At 43.9% G+C, this 19,521-nt stretch carries 19 protein-coding genes; 2 read left to right on the forward strand and 17 right to left on the reverse strand.

Annotation, left to right across the window (positions count from 1 at the left end; all coding sequences use genetic code 11):
* From murD to ACYQY7_RS08930, 14 genes are all read right to left on the reverse strand, one after another.
* Nucleotides 1-1,335, reverse strand: a complete 1,335-nt coding sequence (gene murD / locus ACYQY7_RS08865) for a UDP-N-acetylmuramoyl-L-alanine--D-glutamate ligase (protein ID WP_461201694.1) — start codon at nt 1,333-1,335, stop codon at nt 1-3.
* On the reverse strand, nt 1,335-2,309 hold the full coding sequence (gene mraY, locus ACYQY7_RS08870; protein ID WP_461201695.1) for a phospho-N-acetylmuramoyl-pentapeptide-transferase: 975 nt from the start codon (nt 2,307-2,309) through the stop codon (nt 1,335-1,337). The genes murD and mraY overlap by 1 nt, the downstream gene beginning before the upstream one ends.
* A 23-nt stretch (nt 2,310-2,332) precedes the next feature.
* Entirely contained in the window at nt 2,333-3,799 is a 1,467-nt protein-coding gene (locus ACYQY7_RS08875) for a UDP-N-acetylmuramoyl-L-alanyl-D-glutamate--2,6-diaminopimelate ligase (RefSeq protein ID WP_461201725.1), read from the reverse strand.
* A 65-nt stretch (nt 3,800-3,864) separates the two neighbouring features.
* Entirely contained in the window at nt 3,865-5,781 is a 1,917-nt protein-coding gene (locus tag ACYQY7_RS08880; RefSeq protein ID WP_461201696.1) for a stage V sporulation protein D, read from the reverse strand.
* Between the two features lie 64 nt (nt 5,782-5,845).
* The gene (locus ACYQY7_RS08885) at nt 5,846-8,023 is read right to left on the reverse strand and encodes a penicillin-binding protein (protein ID WP_461201697.1); all 2,178 of its coding nucleotides are present in this window, start codon (nt 8,021-8,023) and stop codon (nt 5,846-5,848) included.
* 6 nt (nt 8,024-8,029) lie between these two features.
* Complete coding sequence (gene ftsL / locus ACYQY7_RS08890) at nt 8,030-8,392, reverse strand: cell division protein FtsL (RefSeq protein ID WP_461201698.1); 363 nt, start codon at nt 8,390-8,392, stop codon at nt 8,030-8,032.
* Nucleotides 8,393-8,408: 16 nt separating this feature from the next.
* Nucleotides 8,409-9,341 (reverse strand): 16S rRNA (cytosine(1402)-N(4))-methyltransferase RsmH, encoded by a 933-nt coding sequence (gene rsmH / locus ACYQY7_RS08895; protein WP_461201699.1) that lies wholly within the window; start codon nt 9,339-9,341, stop codon nt 8,409-8,411.
* 156 nt (nt 9,342-9,497) lie between these two features.
* A complete protein-coding gene (gene bshC / locus ACYQY7_RS08900) occupies nt 9,498-11,108 on the reverse strand; it encodes a bacillithiol biosynthesis cysteine-adding enzyme BshC (protein ID WP_461201700.1) in 1,611 nt (536 codons plus the stop codon).
* 19 nt (nt 11,109-11,127) lie between these two features.
* Entirely contained in the window at nt 11,128-11,523 is a 396-nt protein-coding gene (locus ACYQY7_RS08905; protein WP_461201701.1) for a DUF3397 domain-containing protein, read from the reverse strand.
* Nucleotides 11,520-12,413 carry a 2-dehydropantoate 2-reductase gene (locus ACYQY7_RS08910; RefSeq protein WP_461201702.1) on the reverse strand — a complete coding sequence of 298 codons (894 nt, stop codon included), beginning with the start codon at nt 12,411-12,413 and terminating at the stop codon, nt 11,520-11,522. Before ACYQY7_RS08910 ends, ACYQY7_RS08905 begins: the two co-directional genes overlap by 4 nt.
* Before the next feature lie 68 nt (nt 12,414-12,481).
* On the reverse strand, nt 12,482-12,928 hold the full coding sequence (locus tag ACYQY7_RS08915) for an RsfA family transcriptional regulator (RefSeq protein WP_461201703.1): 447 nt from the start codon (nt 12,926-12,928) through the stop codon (nt 12,482-12,484).
* A 60-nt stretch (nt 12,929-12,988) separates the two neighbouring features.
* Nucleotides 12,989-13,741, reverse strand: a complete 753-nt coding sequence (locus tag ACYQY7_RS08920) for an enoyl-CoA hydratase/isomerase family protein (protein ID WP_461201704.1) — start codon at nt 13,739-13,741, stop codon at nt 12,989-12,991.
* 103 nt (nt 13,742-13,844) lie between these two features.
* Entirely contained in the window at nt 13,845-14,018 is a 174-nt protein-coding gene (rpmF, locus tag ACYQY7_RS08925) for a 50S ribosomal protein L32 (RefSeq protein ID WP_003395111.1), read from the reverse strand.
* A gap of 63 nt (nt 14,019-14,081) precedes the next feature.
* Nucleotides 14,082-14,597, reverse strand: coding sequence for a YceD family protein (locus ACYQY7_RS08930; RefSeq protein ID WP_461201705.1), 516 nt, complete (start codon nt 14,595-14,597; stop codon nt 14,082-14,084).
* A 141-nt stretch (nt 14,598-14,738) separates the two neighbouring features.
* Here ACYQY7_RS08930 and ACYQY7_RS08935 point away from each other — a divergent pair, with 141 nt between their 5' ends.
* Nucleotides 14,739-15,944 carry a nucleotidyltransferase gene (locus ACYQY7_RS08935; RefSeq protein ID WP_461201706.1) on the forward strand — a complete coding sequence of 402 codons (1,206 nt, stop codon included), beginning with the start codon at nt 14,739-14,741 and terminating at the stop codon, nt 15,942-15,944.
* Here the strand turns inward: ACYQY7_RS08935 and ACYQY7_RS08940 are convergent.
* Nucleotides 15,936-16,949 carry a SepM family pheromone-processing serine protease gene (locus ACYQY7_RS08940; protein WP_461201707.1) on the reverse strand — a complete coding sequence of 338 codons (1,014 nt, stop codon included), beginning with the start codon at nt 16,947-16,949 and terminating at the stop codon, nt 15,936-15,938. The two genes, ACYQY7_RS08935 and ACYQY7_RS08940, sit on opposite strands and share 9 nt — an antisense overlap.
* Entirely contained in the window at nt 16,946-17,722 is a 777-nt protein-coding gene (locus ACYQY7_RS08945) for a patatin-like phospholipase family protein (protein WP_461201708.1), read from the reverse strand. The genes ACYQY7_RS08940 and ACYQY7_RS08945 overlap by 4 nt, the downstream gene beginning before the upstream one ends.
* A 99-nt stretch (nt 17,723-17,821) precedes the next feature.
* Here ACYQY7_RS08945 and ylbJ point away from each other — a divergent pair, with 99 nt between their 5' ends.
* Nucleotides 17,822-19,027: a sporulation integral membrane protein YlbJ gene (gene ylbJ, locus ACYQY7_RS08950; protein ID WP_461201709.1), complete on the forward strand. Its 1,206-nt coding sequence runs from the start codon at nt 17,822-17,824 to the stop codon at nt 19,025-19,027.
* Here the strand turns inward: ylbJ and coaD are convergent.
* Entirely contained in the window at nt 19,024-19,521 is a 498-nt protein-coding gene (gene coaD, locus ACYQY7_RS08955) for a pantetheine-phosphate adenylyltransferase (protein ID WP_461201710.1), read from the reverse strand. The two genes, ylbJ and coaD, sit on opposite strands and share 4 nt — an antisense overlap.

Genomic DNA, 19,521 nt, shown 5'->3' on the forward strand with positions numbered 1-19,521 from the left:
TTATTTAAGCTTATGCACCGCATGTACAAACATGTCCCCACGTTGTTCGAAAGTTTTATATTGATCCCAACTTGCACACGCTGGGGAAAGTAAAATGACATCGCCCGATGACGACCATTCATATGCGGCAAAAGCTGCTTGTTCCACATTATCGACACGTTTCACTTGCTGTATTCCTGCTTCGCGCGCGATGCGTTCAATTTTTGGCGCCGTCTGTCCAAACGTAATGACGGCTTTCACATGCTTAAAGTACGGAAGTAACTCATCAAACTCGTTGCCGCGATCTAATCCACCGGCAAGTAAAATGACCGGCTCATGAAAAGCGCTTAACGCTTTTTGTGTCGCTAATATGTTTGTCGCTTTTGAATCGTTGTAAAATTTTCGTCCATTGATTTCAGCGACAAACTGCAAGCGATGTGGGACGCCTGTAAACGTCGTTAATACGCGGCGAATCGCTTCATTGTCTGCACCTGCGAGCTTCGTCGCGGCAACAGCGGCTAATATATTTTCGAGATTGTGCGTCCCGCGTAACGCCACATCTGTAATGTCAATAATTCGCTCGTCATGAAAATAAATGGCGCCTTCTTTCACCGTTGCTCCGTACGATAATGGCGTATTTGCTGAAAACGGCACTTTTTGTGCGCGGCTTTTTTCCGCTAATTGCATCACGATCGGGTCATCTGCATTGACGACAGCATAGTCCGTTTCCGTTTGATTTTTAAAAATGTTTCCTTTCGCTTCTGCGTATGCTTCTTTCGTCCCATGATAATCTAAATGCGCATCGAAAATATTTAACAACACAGCGATGTGCGGACGAAAACGGATCGTTCCGAGCAGCTGAAACGAAGATAATTCCATCACGATTACATCATCTTTTGTCGCGTGTTTAGCAACTTCGCACGCAACGGTTCCAATATTTCCTGCAATGAGCGGTCGACGTTTCGCTTCTTGCAAAATGTGATCAATCAAGGTCGTCGTCGTCGTTTTTCCGTTTGAACCTGTAATGCCGATAATAGGGGCTTTTGACGTTTCATATGCAATTTCAACTTCCGTAATAATCGGAATTTGTTTGTCGAGCGCTTTTTGAACGAGCGCATTTGAGTACGGAATGCCGGGATTTTTTACGACGAAATCAAACGGCTCATCAAGCAACTCAAGCGGATGACCTCCGCATACGAGACGGACGCCAAGCGCTTCTAACTCTTGCTTTTCCTGCTCACTCGGTTCATTGCGATCGTTGACAACAACGTCGGCACCGAGCTCACGAAGCCGTTTTGCTGCTGCGAATCCACTTTTGGCTAAACCTAATACGAACACTTTTTTTCCGTTATACATTATACCCACACCTCAATATAAATTCCTAAAATGGCAAACAATAAGCCGACCGCCCAAAACGTCACAACAACGCGCCACTCTGACCACCCGATTAACTCGTAATGATGGTGCAACGGACTCATACGAAACACGCGTTTCCCTGTCATTTTAAACGAAATGACTTGAATGATGACCGATAACGTTTCAATGACGAATACGCCCCCGATAATCACCAATAATATTTCAAGTTTCGTTAAAATGGCAATGGCGACAATCGCTCCGCCAAGTGCAAGCGAACCGGTATCGCCCATAAACACTTTCGCAGGGTGGGCGTTGAATACGAGAAATCCAAGCACGGCTCCAACGACAGCAACGCTAAAAATGGCGATGTCATATTGCCCTTGATTCCATGCCAATACAGCATATGCACCAAACGCAATCGCCGCTGTTCCTGCTAACAGCCCGTCTAAGCCGTCCGTCAAATTAACCGCATTTGAACCGCCAACAAGCATAAAAATAATAAGCAAAATATAAGCGACGCCTAAGTCTATCGACATGTCCGTCCCAGGAATCGAGACGACCGTTGAAATGCTGTAATGTTGAAAGAAAAAGTAAAAGATGAGCGCAATGAGCAGTTGTCCTGCTAGTTTTTGCTTGCTCGTTAAACCAAGGTTACGTTTCATAACAACTTTAATGAAGTCGTCAATAAAACCGAGCAATCCGTAGCCAAGTGTCACAAACAACAATAAATACGTTTGCGGTGTCCGTTCAAAAAATGTACCGCTCATCATAAACGTTGTCATCGAGAGCGACAATAAAATCATTAATCCGCCCATCGTCGGCGTGCCTGATTTTTTTTGATGAGATTTTGGTCCTTCTTCACGAATACTTTGCCCGAATTTTAATCGCCTTAAAAACGGAATGAAAATCGGCGATAGCACAACTGTAATGATAAAGGCAAGCCCTGCCGTAAACAAAATGACTTTCTCGTCCATGATCGTTGCACCTTCCTCATCTTCTATTGATCTTTTCTTCGTTGAATAGCTTCGCGTGCGACGACACGATCATCAAAATATAACACGTCTTTCCCGATGATTTGATACGTCTCATGACCTTTTCCTGCAATTAAAACGACATCGTCTGTTTCGGCTTGCTCAATCGCATATGTAATCGCCTCTTTTCGATCGACAATACATACGACGTCTTCGGTTACGCCTTGTTTCATGTCGTTTAAAATGGTCATCGGGTCTTCTGAACGCGGATTATCCGACGTAAAAATCGGGACATCGCTATATTTGACAGCGATTTGCGCCATTAATGGTCGCTTCGTCCGATCGCGATCCCCGCCGCAACCGACAACGACAAATATACGCTTTTTCGCAAACTGTTGAATCGTCTGCAATACGTTTTCTAAACCATCTGGCGTATGAGCGTAATCGACGATGACGGTAAACGGCTGACCGACATCAACGACTTCAAAACGCCCCGGAACGCCTTCGATGTCAGCAATGGCTTCCACAATCGTGCGAAGCGGAATGTTTGAGACGAGACAAGCGCCTACCGCAGCTAATAAATTATATACATTAAACATGCCGATGAGCTTCGTTTTCACTTGTACGGTTTCGATCGGGGTGACAAGTTGAAATGTTGTGCCGCTCGTTGTTATGTCAATATGTTTCGCCATGATGTCGCTTTTATGATGAATGCCGTACGTCACGACTGTTGCTGCTGTGCTTTTTTTATATTCTTCTGAGGCAGCATCGTCTGCATTCAATACCGCAAATTTCGGACGTTGGTGATCAAAACGATTGCCAAGTTGCGCAAACAATAGCCCTTTCGACCAACGATAATGCTCCATCGTTTGATGGTAGTCTAAATGATCTTGAGTTAAGTTGGTAAACACAGCGACATCAAAATCACACCCGTGTACTCTCCCCATATGCAGCGCGTGAGACGATACTTCCATCGCAACGATGTCCACGTCGGCATCAACCATTTTACGAAACATGTTTTGTAAAACGAGCGATTCAGGTGTTGTATTTTTTACATCATACGTTTCATCACCAATTTTCATGTTAATTGTGCCGATCAGCCCGGTTTTTTTTCCAGCGTGTCGGCATATGCGCTCAATGAAATGTGTCGTCGTCGTTTTTCCGTTCGTTCCCGTCACGCCGATTAAATGAAGATGATGCGTCGGCTGACCGTAAAATACGTCGGCTAATACAGCAAGTGCGCGGCGGCTATCATTCACGCAAATGACCGGCACAGGCAATGTGAGCGGTTTTTCCGCCACGACCGCAACGGCCCCGCGGGCGACGGCTTGTTCAGCAAAATCGTGTCCATCTACTGTAAATCCTTTGATACAAACAAATAACGAACCTTGCTGTACCTCTCTTGAATCCATGTCGATCGATGTAATCGTCGGATTTTCTGTTGTAAGTGGTGTAAAGCTATGTAAATGTTGAAGCAACGTTTGTAACTTCATGCCGATCGTCCCTTTCTTCTTTATATAAACAGAAAAAGAAGCCATGAGGATACTTCCTCTAGGCTTTACCGTTTCGTTCCAAAATAAACCCGGATCGTCGCTCCTTCTTTCACTTTGGCTCCAGGCTTTGGCGCCTGTTCAACGACTGTATCGCCTTCGCCACTACCATCTAATTTTAAGTGAAAAAGCTGTTGTTGCAAATCTTTTTTTGTTAAACCGATTAAATTTGGCACTTCTACATAGCGCGGATCGAGCCACGTCGTTTCTTTTTCAATTTGTTGTTTACGCGGTTTGACACCGAGTGCACGTAAACTATCTTCCATAATATTTCCAACAATCGGTGCCGCCACAACGCCACCAAATTGCACTGTCCCTTTCGGATTGTCGACCGCTACATATACAACAATTTGTGGATCGTCCGCTGGCGCAAAGCCGATAAATGAAACGATATGGTTATCTTTTAAATATTGACCGTCTTTCGCTTTTTGGGCTGTTCCGGTTTTGCCACCGACACGATACCCATCGACAAACGCACCCTTCCCTGTTCCTTGTGCTACAACGCTTTCGAGCGCATAACGAATTTGCTTGGACGTTTCCTCGGAAATAACTCTTCTTTTTGCTTTTGGCGTTTGTCGTTGTATGACTTGTCCTGTGACCGGATCGAGCCACTCTTTTGCAATATAAGGTTGGTATAAAATTCCTCCGTTTACAGCAGCGGCGACTGCCGCCACTTGTTGAATAGGCGTGACGGCTACCCCTTGACCGAAAGCGGTCGTCGCTTGTTCGACCGGTCCGACACGATGAAGTGGGAACAAAATACCTTTTCCTTCTCCTTGCAAATCGATGCCTGTTTTTTCACCAAAACCGAACGCGCGAATATATTGAAATAGTTTTTCTTTTCCAAGCCGTTCACCGAGTTCAACGAATCCGGGGTTGCACGAGTTTTGCACAACTTCAAGAAACGTTTGGTCGCCATGACCGCCACGCTTCCAACAATGGAGCGTCGCCCCAGCTACTTTCACATATCCCGGATCGTAAAAATGTTCTTTCAATAAATCGACTTTTTTTTCTTCTAATGCCGCCGCAAGCGTAATAATTTTAAACGTTGACCCCGGTTCGTACGTGCTCCAAATCGGCAAATTTCGGTTAAAAATTTCTGGTGGAACATTTTGAAAGTCAGCAGGATCAAATGTCGGACGGCTTGCCATCCCTAAAATTTCACCGTTGTTTGGGTTCATCGCAATCGCAATAATCCCGTCGGGGCGATACGTTGCTTCTGCAATCGTCAGTTCTCGTTCTAAAATCGTTTGGACGCGTGTATCGATGGTCAATTTTAAATCAAGTCCATCGACAGGTGGCGTATACGCATCAGCCATTCCTGGCATGCGCTTTCCTTTCGCATCGGAATAAAATTGAACGGAACCCGGCTTGCCGCTCAGTTGTTTATCGTAATAAAGTTCAAGCCCCATCAATCCTTGGTTATCAATTCCGGCAAAGCCAAGCACATGCGATAAATAACTTCCGAATGGATAATACCGTTTTGAATCTTCAGCGATGTATACTCCTTTCATCCCTAAGTCGCGAATTTGTTTCGCTTGCTCGTTTGAAATTTTTCGCCCTTCTGGATGAATGCGTTCAATGGATGTTTTTTTCGTCACATGTTTATATGCTTTTTCTACCGGCATGTGTAATATGCGCGCGAGCTCGTTTGCTACTTTCGATGGGCTTTCAATTTGTCTTGGGACGACGAGCACAGATGGGGCACTCATGTTTGTTGCTAAAGGCACCCCGTTGCGATCGACGATTTCTCCACGCTCTGGCTCAAACGGGATATTTCGACTCCATAAATCTTTCGCCCGCTCTGTTAACATATCTCCTAAAACAAATTGCACATAACCGAGACGAATGTCAATAATCGCAAAAATGAGAAATCCAATCAACAAAACGGCCGTCAGCCGTTTTCGAACAGTTACTGCACGCATATAGCGGAACCTCCTTATATGTTTCGGCTCGTTCCACTATATGCTTGTACCGTTTCATATAGAACTAATCGACAGGACCGTCTGTTTCTTGTTGTTCTGTTTCGGTTTGCTGTTTTTCATCGATTTCCGATGGTTTCGCCAGCTCGACAATGATATAGTCGTTTCGTTTGATCACTGCCCCCGGCGTAATATTTTGCCTAAATACGTATCCGTTTCCAATAAAGCTTGGCTTTAACTGCAACAGTTCCGCAAGCTTCATAACATCGCGCAGCGACCAGCCTGTGACATCAGGCATCATTGCGTTTCCGTCCGTTTGCAACAAGACGCGATCTGGGGCGACGACATGTTCCCCTGCCTTCGGAAATTGTGCACGCACTTTCGTTCCTTTTCCGATGATCGTTACGTTTAACCCTTGATTTTTCAATGACTGCGTAGCTTGTTCAACCGATTGATCGACATAGGAAGGAAGCGAAATGCTTTTTTCTTTTTTCACTTGTTTTTTTTCCACATTCGGTTGAATATTTAAATATTGTAAACTACTTTTCATGACCGAATTAAAAATCATTGATACGGGTGCTGCCCCTGTTTCCGTATATGAAATGTTTGGTTGTTGCACAGCAACATACATAATTAAACGCGGATTTTCACGCGGCGCCATTCCTAAAAATGAAAAGATATAGTTTTGATGACCGGTTAAATATCCGCCTTTCGGATCTGGGATTTGCGCCGTTCCTGTTTTTCCTGCGACGCGGTAGCCTTCAATTTGATACGGACGTCCTGTTCCTTTCTCAGATGTGACGACCGTTTCTAAAATGTCTAGTACTTTTTCGGCTGTTTGTTTTGAAATCGGCGTATCGACAACAGTCGGTTCGTGTTTTACGACCGTTTTTCCGCTTTCGGGATCGACAATACGATCGACAACGTACGGCTTCATCATTTTCCCGCCGTTTGCAATGGCGGTAGCGGCTTGAACTTGTTGAATTGGCGTGACCGACGTTCCTTGTCCAAAGCCTGTCGTCACTTTTTCGATCGGATAACGATATAAAATGTTTCCAGTTTTTTCACCCGGCAACTCAATGCCGGTTGGTTCATTAAAGTGGAAGCGATGCAAATATTGTAAAAAGCGATCTTCCCCTAATTTTTCGCGCACAATTTTTGCGAATGCAACGTTTGATGAACGTTGCACCCCTTCAAGAAACGTAATTTTCCCCCAACCGACTTTGTTATGGTCACGAATGCGATGAGGACCGACTTGATATGAACCGGACTGGTACGTTTCACTCGGCTGAAACACTCCTTCATTCACTGCCGCAGCAAGTGTAAAAATTTTCATTGTCGATCCCGGCTCGTACGGATAAGAAATCGCATCGTTAAAGTAATTTTCAATGTTTCGTTTGTTTGGATCAAAACTTGGGCGCGTGCTCATCGCTAAAATCGCCCCTGTTTTCGGATCAGCAACAATGGCAATTATTTTTTTCGGCGCATATTGTTTTTCGACAGCATTCATCGCATCTTCTAAAAACGTTTGAATGTGTTTATCAATCGTCAAATAAATGTTCTTTCCGTTTTGTGGTGGAACGATTTGTTCGTCTGCATACGGGAGTTTAAAACCTTGTGGATCGCCTTCATAAGCAACATGTCCGTCTTTTTCTTTCAGCTGCTCATCAAACTGCTTTTCAATGCCCATTTTTCCTTCCACTTCGTTCGTTGCTTCATTTTTTTGTGCGTAGCCGACAACGTACGAAGCAAATGTGCCGTTCGGGTAAAATCGTTTCGAGTCACGTATGAACGTAATGCCCGGAAGCTCTAGCGCCTCAATTTTTTGCTTCAACGTTTGGCTAATTCCCCGACCGTTCGGGCCGAACTCGACTTGCTTCGCTTTCTTTTTTAAAATGCGCTCGACATCCGCCACGTCCATCTTTAATAGCGGCGCCAACTTTTGCGCTGTTTTTTCAGGATCGGTCACATGTTGTGGCATATCCGGATCGAGAATAGCGGCAACTGTATATGAAGGAATGTCTTCAGCGATGATTTCCCCGTCTCGATCAAAAATCGTTCCGCGCTTCGCTTCAAGCACTTGTTTTTTTAAATAACGTTTTTGCGCCTCGACCGCTAACACTTGTCCGTCCGCAACACCTGTTGCTTGTAAATAAACGAAACGTCCAAACAATAGAAAAAAGAGCAAGCTAAAAAAACCGAAATATATAGCTGCTCCTCTATGCGTATGTTTATGCTTTCTCATCTGGCATCAGTCCTGCACAACTTTTACGTTATTTTCGTTTAATGTAAGGCCGAGCTCTTTCGCTTTCGCTAAAATACGTTCATATGTGCTTAACTCTTGTACTTGCACGTATAAGTCACGGTTTCGTTTTTCTTGCTCTTCAATGTTTGTTTGCAACTGTTGCACTTCTTTATTGGCATGATAAATTGTAAACTGATTCGAGATGATCGTGACGCTACTATATAGAGCAAAGGCAAGAAACGAAACAAATATGATTTTCTCTCCAGCCGTCCAACGTATGTTCCGTTTCGGTTTTTTTCTCGGTACACGTTGAATGTGTTGTTCTTGTTGTACTTTTTGTACTTTTTGTTGAATGCGAACAGCAGCCATACACCATTCCCCCTTTTTACAGTTTTTCAGCGATGCGCAATTTCGCAGATCGTGCGCGATGATTATGTTGCAATTCTTCTTCGGACGGAACGATCGGTTTTTTTGTAATCATTTTTAATTTTGGCTTATACTCATCTGGAATGATCGGCAATCCTGGCGGCAAGTGCGGTGTTTCACTTGCTTGTTTAAACGCTAGCTTACAAATGCGATCTTCAAGCGAATGGAACGTAATGACGCTAATGCGTCCCCCTGGCTTTAATAAATCGATCGCTTGTTCAATCGCTTCTTCAAACGCGCGCAATTCATCGTTGACCGCAATGCGAATTGCTTGAAACACACGTTTTGCGGGATGACCTCCCGTGCGACGTGCTGGTGCCGGAATGGCTTCTTTAATGACTTCTGCGAGCTCCGTCGTCGTTTCAATTGGCTTTTGTTTGCGCGCTTGCTCAATTTTACGAGCAATCGCCTTTGAAAATTTTTCTTCGCCATATTGGAAAAAAATTTTCACAAGTTGCTCATATGGCCATGTGTTGACAACGTCGTATGCTGTTAATATTTGGTCGCGATCCATGCGCATGTCGAGCGGTGCCTCATGTTGATAACTAAAACCACGTTCAGGCATATCTAACTGCGGCGATGATACGCCGAGATCAAATAAAATGCCGTCGACTTCATGCACACCATAAAGCGCTAGCTGTTGTTTCAAATAGCGAAAGTTACTTTTAATCATCGTAAACTGTCCGCTATATCGCTCGAGTTTTTGTTGGGCATGACGAATCGCCACATCATCTTGATCGAAAGCAAACAATCGTCCTTCTGGCGATAATTGCGATAATAAATATTCGCTATGTCCAGCTCCGCCGAGCGTACAATCTACATATGTACCATCTTTTTTAACATTTAATCCGTCAACGGTTTCTTTTAATAATACAGTTACGTGATGAAACAACGATGTCACCTACCTCTACAACTTCAAACGTGCTAAAAAATGAGTGCAATTGTATTGTACCATCATTTCACAAAATTCACTACTTACTTCCGAACTATTCTATTGTATACAAAAAAAATCCTGTACGCGACAGGATTTTTTTATCGACGAAAACAGTTACATATATACAATTTTATGCATCCCATTCCAACGATAATCGACATGAAGCAGACGATCAACAAAGTCTAGACCGTAACGATTCATATAGTAAAGCACGTTCCAAACGCGTTCTTGTGGCGTGCCGTTCGGGCGCAGCGACAGTTCAATACGCTCATATTTGCGCACATGTACGTTATGTTTTTGTAGCATGCGACGTGCAATCAATTGTTGAAGATAATCGATTTGTGTCTCCATTCGTTCGGCATTTTTCAACATCACTCCCTCAAGATGTGGATCGACTTGCATACCAAGTTGCCGAAGTTGTTCGTGTATGTGCGCCATTTGTTTTTTTGCTTCATAAAACGTCTCATCAAATGCCGCTGGCTGATTGTTGCGTATCCATTCCTCTAGCGCTCGCTTCGTGCCAGTCGTTAACGCTTCTTCTACCGTCATATGCACATCTGCCAAATCCGTAGCAATATGGCGTTCAACAAGCGTAACTGAAAGGCGCGGCACGATTGGCGGCATATGCCATTGAAAATGTTCAAATACTTGTTTTAACTCCGCCCAATAAGCGATTTCACCGGGACCAGCAATAAAAGCGAGCGTCGGAAATAACCACTCTTGCATAAGCGGTCGTGTAACGACGTTGTTGCTAAACGATTGCGGTTCGCTTTCAATTCGTTGTCTTAATTCATCATGCGTGAAACGGTACACTCCATCTTTTGTGTAAAAACAATGTTGAGCATCGTCGTAATACAACAAACGACGTTGACCGTCATCGTAAAACAAATGCGCGCACATCGGCGTCACATCAATCGCTTTTTTGTAGCCTAGTCGTCCGAGATGTTGTTGTTGGTTTTGAAGGGCGTGTGTAATTGCCTCATGTTCATGAGCGAGCGTCATAAACCATTCGCGCTCGATCGCCCGAAGCTGCGGATGAGCCGCATCGACAACGACGATTCCTTCTTTAGCAAACAGCTTGAAAATAACGTTTGCAAAAAATTCAGCCACCGTTCTTGATTTTGCAATACATTCATGTATGTATGTCCGCAACTCATTCGTCACATTTGTTTCACCATATGTTTTTAATACATCATCAACCCATCTCGTTAGCTCGTCTACATTAAGTTCAATGTGGGCGGCCATTCGCTTTTCTTTCGCTAATGGTGAATATACATATTTTTTTACTTTGCCGTCTTCAGCAACATGCACATGATTAATTTCTGCGATGTCATGGTCTTCAGAAGCCATCCAAAACATCGGAACGACAGGAACGCCAAGCTGTTGTTCTTGCTGTTTCGCTAATGTAATAATAGAAATGATTTTGTATATTGTATATAGCGGTCCGGTTAAAAGACCGGCTTGTTGCCCGCCAATGACGACAACGCTGTCAGGATGGCGCAATTTTTCGATATTTGTAATCGTTTGATTGCTTGCTTGAAACTGCTTATGATACGCAAGCAAATGATGAACGAGCGCTTCACGTGCGTACGTCCGTTTTTGAAGTTCATGCAAACGTTCTTCAAACGAACAAGGATGAAACGCCTCGTGAACAGGAAACGTTCCTTCAATGTATTCCGTTGCTAAACGGTTCGTTGCTGGCAATGACAGCTCGATGACTTCCATTGTAAACTTCCTTTCTCATTCATGATGAAAATGCGATCATGGCACGATGAATGATCCCATATATAAACAATCCAATATAAGCGGTTGTAAATAATAAAAATTGCATTCTCCAATATAGCTTAAACGTTCGTTGTAACGATACATCCCCTGTTTTTTTCCAATATAAAATCATTCCAATCATAAATGTTACAATAAAAAAAATGAGCAATTCAACGATATACGATCGCTGAAAAATGGCTTGTAATAAAACATGAACAGCAAAAATAAAAAAAATCGTCGATCCGTTCACAGCAAAATGAAACGCACGTTTTCCTTTTCGTCGAAAAACGGTTTTGGCAAGTACAAACATGAAAAAAAACGAAAAAAACGGCATAACAATCATCGCTGCAATGAAAGAGGCGAGTACATCTTTCATTTTTCCGTCTCCCCCTCTAATTCTTTCCCTTTCATAAGCGCATATAAAAACGTGCTAATTGGGGCTGGGACATGTCGCTCATTCGCCCGCTCGATCACATAGCCTAAAATCGCATCTAATTCGGTTCTCCGCCCTGCCTCAATATCACGCAACATCGATGAGCGATTAGCGGCTGTTTGTTGACAAACCGTTTCAATGTGCCGCCATATGCGTTCCTGTTGTTCAAGTTGAAAAATAGACGCCACTTCATGAAACAATTGTTCCATCGCTTGCCGATACGGCGCATATGTCACTAACATGCCGTTTGGGACGCGCAATAGAGCGGTGAGCGGATTAATCGCTACGTTTACGATTAATTTCTCAAGCAACATCGCTTCCCAATCGCCAACATATTGAAATGGAAAGCGTACATCTACCCCTAATAGAAATGAAAATGTTTCTCTCCCGCCTCGCCATACGCTCCATTTCGTTCGCCCGACGCCAGTATGCGACACGGTCGTATCATCAATTTTTAAGGCGCCATGTTCGACGACAGCAAGCGCGATATGCTTATGTGGCAAATGCGGTAAATACGGTACATGCCCCATGCCGTTTTGCAAAAACATTATGGCGTTTGCTTGAAGCATATGTATGCGTGTGTTTAATATGTCTGTTAAGTCATATTGTTTAACGGCGAGAAACAATACATCTTCGTCGGTTTCCCGAACGAACGGCTTAGCGTTCACTCGATACGTCGTCTGTTCATCGCCACAAATAACCGTCACACCATATGTACATAATTGTGCCGCCTGCTCATGTCGGCGCGTATAAATCGTCACATCATATGTTTTACTAAAGTAAGCCGCTGCCAACAATCCGACCGCTCCGCCCCCCACAATACCGATGCGCACCTACATTTCCCCCTCTTTTCTACTTATGTTTTATTGTATAAAAAAAAGTAGCTGGCGTCTATCAGCTACTATACAGACAATTGACGTGCGCGTTCTAAAATGTGCATCACCGCTTGGTATTCTTGTTGTACCGCTTGTAGTTGTTTTTCAAGCTCTTCTTTTTCTTTTTGCAACGTGAATACTTGGTTGCGCAGCCGTTCGATTTCTTGTTGTCCTTCCCCACGTTGTTGCAACGTTTGTAAAAAGGAAATAACATCTTGTAACGTCACGTCACGTTCGGGCGATTGTGGGTCTTTTTTCTTTTTTCTTTGTTGTTTAGCAAGCTCTAGCGCTTCTTCATATTGTTTGCGTACGTATGCGTTCCAACGAAAACCACAAGCTGCTGCCGTTCGTGATAGTTTCCTTCCTACCTCTTCAAACGCTCGTAATTGTGTGCTGCCTTCCTTCACAAAAGCTAACACCGTTTCAGCAAGCAATATATCTTCCTCTTCTGTCCATGCATCTTGGCGCATCATTTCTATCCCTCCTCGCTGCATTTACTATATGAGTATGCAGCTAATAGAGAAGATAGACGATTATTTGTTTCGTTTTGCTAAAAATGATTGTACCGCCTCATTGTGCTCCTCGCTTTCCCATAAGTATGCACATCGTTCAATTTCGGCAAAAAAGCGTTGGCGAAATGCTTCTGTTTTCCAACGGGCAACCGCTGCTTCTTTGTAAGCGCGCAAGACGGCCGTTGATTTATTCGTATAATCCGTTAACTCTTTTTCACATCGTCCGCGCAACGAGTCAGGAAAAATGCGATGAACGAAACCGATATGCGCCGCTTCTTCCGTCGTCATCGTTTGCGCGCGCAACAATACATCGAGCGCTTTATCGTACGGCATTTTTTCAAACAACATCGCCGCGCCGCCCCAACCGGTTGTGATCGCTAAATTCGCTTGCACAAATCCAAGGCGCGCCTCGGCACGTGCAAAACGAAAATCACACGCTGTCGCCAATTCACACCCCCCGCCAATAGCCGTTCCATTGATTAAAGCAACCGTTGGTTTTGGCAACGTCAACAGTCGATATAAAATGTTACCCATTTTCGCTAACATCGCATGCGCTTCTTCTTTTGTTTTGAGTTGATGAAACACTTGTAAGTCGCCGCCCGCACAAAACGCCTCTTCTCCTTCACCTGTAATGACGAGCACTTTCGCATCGTCGTCGTGTTCAACGAGCGTAAGCGCTTGCTCGAGTTCTTCCATTACTGCATAATCAATCGCATTTCGTCTTGCCGGACGACAAATGGTGAACCAGACGATATGATGTTGTTTTTCAATCATTTTCCCTCTCCCCTTTACTGTATGTACGCCCTTTTTATTCGCTCCCTCGCACTTTTTTCCCTTCAAAATAAGAGAAGCGCAAGGGCAATTCCCCGCGCTTCTCTTATTTGTTTACAACGTCTTTTCCTTTGTATGTTCCACAAACTTTACATACGCGATGAGCAAGTTTCATTTCACCGCAGTTTGGGCATTCTACCATACCAGGTACGCGCAATTTGAAGTGCGTACGACGTAGTCTCTTTTTCATTTTCGATGTTCTTCTAAAAGGTACTGCCATCATTTCCACCTCCTTAAAGAGATTTAGGCGAATATGGAGGCCGGTGTAGTTCCGGATCTTCCCTTAAGATTCATTTTTGTTTTCAAAAAACTTCGCTAGCTTCGCAAGGCGCGGATCTATTTTGTTCTCATATTCTTCTTCCAAAATGACCGTCCATCCTTTTCCTGATTGTGGAACGGCATCTGGATGATCCGGTTGCTCGCTAAACACTTGCATCGGCACTTCAAGAAGAATGAGTTCTTTGACGATCGGCATTAAGTCGATCGCATCTCCTTGAACAACATGCGACTCTTCATCTGTTGCATCATAATCGTTTAAAAAAAACGTTTCTGTGCTTTCAATTGCGAATGGATACGACACGTCCACAAGCGTTCGAGAGCAAGGGAGCTGCATCGTCCCTTCAATCGTTAAGTGAAACGTAAACTTTTTTGCGCTCACATCCGCTCGTCCGTGAATACGAACAGGTGAAATGCCGCGAATGGAAGCATCCACTTCTTTTAGTTCGGACACATCGACCATTTCGTCAATCGTCAACCCTTTATGTTGCAACTGATGAAGTTGATGAATAGACCATCTCAATGATAATCACCTCAAGACAACAAAGAAAATTATACGTTTGAACAACGGTTTTGTCAATATTTTTTCTTTACACTACTTCCGTTATAATCAGCTTATACTCACTGTATCACGTTTTACACAAAAAAGAAAGGTGGACGACAAATGAAAGCGGTCGGCATCGTTGTCGAATACAATCCGTTTCATAACGGGCATTTATATCATGTGCAACAAACGCGAAAAAAAACGAACGCAGACTGCGTCATCGCCGTCATGAGTAGTTCATTTACGCAACGTGGCGAACCGGCGATCGTGCCGAAATGGGAGCGTGCTCGTATGGCGCTTGCAGGCGGTGTCGATCTCGTCGTTGAACTTCCTTATTCATTTGCCGTTCAAACGGCAGACCGATTCGCCTATGGCGCTGTTTCGATTCTCGATGCGCTTTTTTGTGAGCAATTATGTTTCGGAAGCGAACATGGACGTATCGAAGCGTTTCTCCAAACCGCTCAACTACTTATCAATGAAAAAGAACACCATAACGAGCGAATAAAATATTATATGCAACAAGGAATGAGCTATGCGAAGGCATATGCGCTTGCCTTTCAGGATCTTGGTGGCAATATGCTTGATATGTCCCAGCCAAACAATATTTTAGGCTTACATTACGTCAAAGCGATCATCGAACAACGAAGCGATATAAAACCGGAAACAATTCCACGGGTCATCGCTCATTATCACGACGAGACGCTTCCAACAACCGATAACATTGCTAGCGCTACGAGCATCCGCCGCTTTTTACAAGCAGGACAAAACGATGTCATGCGCTTCGTTCCGCATACAACATATGACATGCTCCAAACGTATCGCAAAACATATACGACGTGGCACGATTGGGAAACATATTTTCCACTTTTAAAATATCGTTTATTGACGATGGAAGTAGACGATATTCGCCAAATTGCCGAAGTAGAAGAAGGCATCGAACATCGTCTGAAAAAGACGATCGTTCACGCCACATCGTTTCACGATTTTCTTTCGGCTGTCAAAACGAAACGATATACGTGGACACGGTTGCAGCGTATATGCACACATGTATTGACGAACGTCACAAAAAAAGAAATGGCAAAAGCGCTAAAAAATAAGCGTGCGACGTACATTCGTCTACTAGCGATGAATGAAATAGGGAGAGCGTATGTACGAAAAGTGAAAAAACAAACAACATTGCCGATCGTCACAAACGTAAAACATATACAAAATGATGCTGTATATCATATCGAAAAAAAAGCGGCACAAGCTTATGTTTCTATTTTGCCTGAACCGCTTTGTACGGAAGCGTTGCAACGTGAATACAAAACTCCTCCGTTACGATAATTTTTGTAAAAATTGAATCGCATCATCCAACGTGTCAACAGGGACAATTTTCATCTTTGTACCAATATCTTTCGCTGTTTTTACCGCTTCTTTATAATTTGAATGTTTCGCTCCGCGTTCGTTCGGAGCGAAAAAAATGTCCGCTCCTGCTTTATGGGCTGCGATCACCTTTTGCGAAATGCCGCCGATCGGTCCCACTTCTCCGTCGATATTGATCGTTCCTGTACCGGCAATACGATAGCCTTTCGTTAAATCTTGCGGAACGAGTTGATTGTACACTTCAAGCGTAAACATCAGTCCAGCGGAAGGACCGCCAATTTGATCGGATTCAATGCGGACAGGTGGATCAGTGACGATATCGCGATCCGTCATGACGGAAACGCCGAGGCCGATGCGATTTTTTTCGTTCGGAAATGGAGCAAGCGTCAACGTTGCTGTTTTTTCTTTTCCTGATCGTTTATATGTAACATGAATACGCTCTCCTTTTTTCTTTTCGCTCACGTACTGAATAAACTCGTCCGCTTCATTGATACGTTGTCCGTCCACCGCTACGATTTGATCGCCGCTTTTTAATACGTTGGCTGCCGGCATGCCGTCAACAACATACAACACATATACCCCTTTATTTCGATACGAAAACGGTTTGTTTGCTTTTTTGTAGGCGACAGCAATCGCTGTCTCTTTTGAATTTTCCATCATTTTTAATTGACGATGCGTATATTCTTCATCACTTTCCCCTTCTTGCCTTACTTCATCCATTCGATACAGCTCGTTATATTTACTCATATGGGCAAATACAAACGAAAAAAGATTTGCTTGCCCCATGCGAACGGTCGTTAACATAAATTGCCCTTTCTCCTTATAACCGTCTTTGACTTCCACAAGCGGACGCAACGGTTCAGCCGTTCCGGGCATCGTCACGTAATACGGCAAGTGAAAAAAAGTCGCAAAAGCGAGTAGTAGTGCAATCATGGCAGTCATTCCGATGTAACGTTTTTTCTTCATTGTTTAAACCCCTTCTCTGCAAGCAATTGACGAATAATAGGAAGCTGTCGGCGCGCTGCTTCCTCTCCCATTCGAATCATCTCTTTCGCATGAGTGAACGCATATGAGCTGTAACGCTCAAGCGATGGACGAATGACGACATCGGCTTGGGCGATGCGGTGGGATGCAAGTTCAGCTTGAATAATGTCTAAACTTTGTAAAATAACGTCAAAAATAGATGTGATCGTATCGTTTTTTTTCACAGAAGCGACATCGACAGCGATCACAACGTCAGCTCCCATCTCGCGTACAACGGTCGCTGGTACGCGATCGATCACCCCGCCATCAACGAGCAAGCGCCCGTTCCACCGTTCTGGCACAAAAATGCCGGGAATGGAGATGCTCGCGCGTACTGCATCCGCTATACTTCCTTGGCGGAACACGACTTTCTCTCCTTTTTGTAAATCCGTCGCCACGATCGCCAGTGGAATACGGGCATCCTCAATGCGCTTTTGTTTCGTCATGACCGAGATGAAATGTTTAATTTGACGACCAGAAATTAACCCCATTTTCGGCACCGTCCAATCAATATAATCGTTGCGTCGAAACGCCGTCGCTAGCCGATATAATCGTTCCGTTGACATCCCCGATGCATATAACGCTCCGACGAGGGCGCCCATGCTGCTTCCTGCGATCATATGAATCGGGATATTTTCTTCCTCTAACACTTTAATGACACCTGCATGCGCAAAACCGCGCGCACCACCGGAACCTAAAGCTAACCCGATTTTCATTCCCGCTCCCCCTTCCTGTTCAATACTATGGTCTAAAATATCCACATATACTCGTATATTAAAACGAGCACGATCGGCGAATGAGGAGGCCAACGAACGATGAAAGAAAAATGGAAAACATTGCTGTTATCATCGATCATTATTTGTTTATGCGTCGCATTGCTTCGCTATCCGCAACATTCGTTTGAAGCAGCGGTGCGCGGATTACATATGTGGTGGGATGTCGTTTTTCCTTCCCTTCTTCCTTTTTTTATTGTATCAGAAATTTTAATCGGTTTTGGCGTCGTTCACTTTCTTGGCGTATTGCTTGAGCCATTCATGCGTCCACTCTTTAAAGTCCCAGGCATCGGCGGGTTCGTTTGGGCGATGGGCATGGCTTCGGGATACCCTGCCGGCGCAAAACTGACCGCTCGCTTAAGACAGCAACAACAACTTTCCGCCATTGAAGCAGAGCGGCTCGTTTCGTTTACAAATTCGTCTAATCCGCTTTTTATTTTCGGCGCCATTTCCGTCGGCTTTTTTCATAATCCAAACATCGGTATCATTCTTGCTTTATCTCATTATCTCGGCAACATTTGCGTCGGTTTCATGATGCGCTTTCACGGAAAAGATGAAAACGACACGATTCCAAAACAAAAAAAGAGCCTTTTGCGTCAAGCGTTTCGCGCGATGCATGAAACTCGCTTAAAACATAGCCAAGCGATCGGAAAGCTGCTTGGGGATGCGGTTCGTTCTTCCATTCAAACCCTTTTAATGATCGGTGGATTTATTATTTTATTTTCCGTTTTAAATCAGTTGCTTTATATTACAAATGTAACGAAATGGTTAGCCGACATGATACAATACGCTTTAGCGATTTTTCATTTACCGAGCGAATTAAGCGTTCCGTTCATCGCAGGGTTATTTGAAATTACACTCGGCAGCCAAATGACGAGCGAAGTAACAAGCGCAACGCTATTACAAAAAGTGATGATTACAAGCTTTATTCTCGCTTTCGGCGGATTTTCAGTACAAGCACAAGTCGCAAGCATTTTAGCGGAAGCTCATATTCGCTTTCAGCCGTTTTTTATCGCTCGTATTTTCCATGGGTTTTTTGCTTCTTTTTTTGCATTCTTACTTTGGGAGCCGCTTTATGTTCAACCGCTCGAGTCGGCAGAAACGTTGCCCGTTTGGCTTCCAGAAGCGACGATCCGTTGGCCGATGTTATACATACATTGGATTGAACAATATGGCTTTTTTGTGACCGCCACCGTATGCCTTTTATACGCTGTTATCGCTTTCCGACGTGAAAAACCACCTGTTTAAAGGTGGTTTTCTTCATGAGCAAACTTTTTTCGCAGCGCTTCTTCCACAACTTTTGGCACAAGTTCAGAAATGTTGCCGTTATATTTTGCGACTTCTTTAACAATGCTTGAGCTTAAAAAGGCGTATTGGTTGTTCGTCATCATAAAAAACGTTTCAATTTGTTCGTTTAATACGCGGTTCATTGATGTAATTTGCATTTCGTATTCAAAGTCAGAAACAGCGCGCAAGCCGCGCAAAATGGCGCTTGCGTGTTTGCTGCGAGCGTAATCGACAAGCAAGCCTTGATAACAGTCAACGACGACATTATGTAAATCTTTTGTTACTTCTTCAAGTAGCTGTACTCGCTCTTCTGTTGAAAATAGCGGTTTTTTTGATGAATTGTTTAATACGACAACATATACTTTATCAAACACTTTCGCCCCGCGGCGAATAATGTCTAAATGCCCGTATGTGACAGGATCAAAACTTCCCGGGCATACCGCAATGCTTGCCAT

The sequence above is a fragment of the Anoxybacillus sp. TBDG-1 genome (assembly GCF_054815885.1).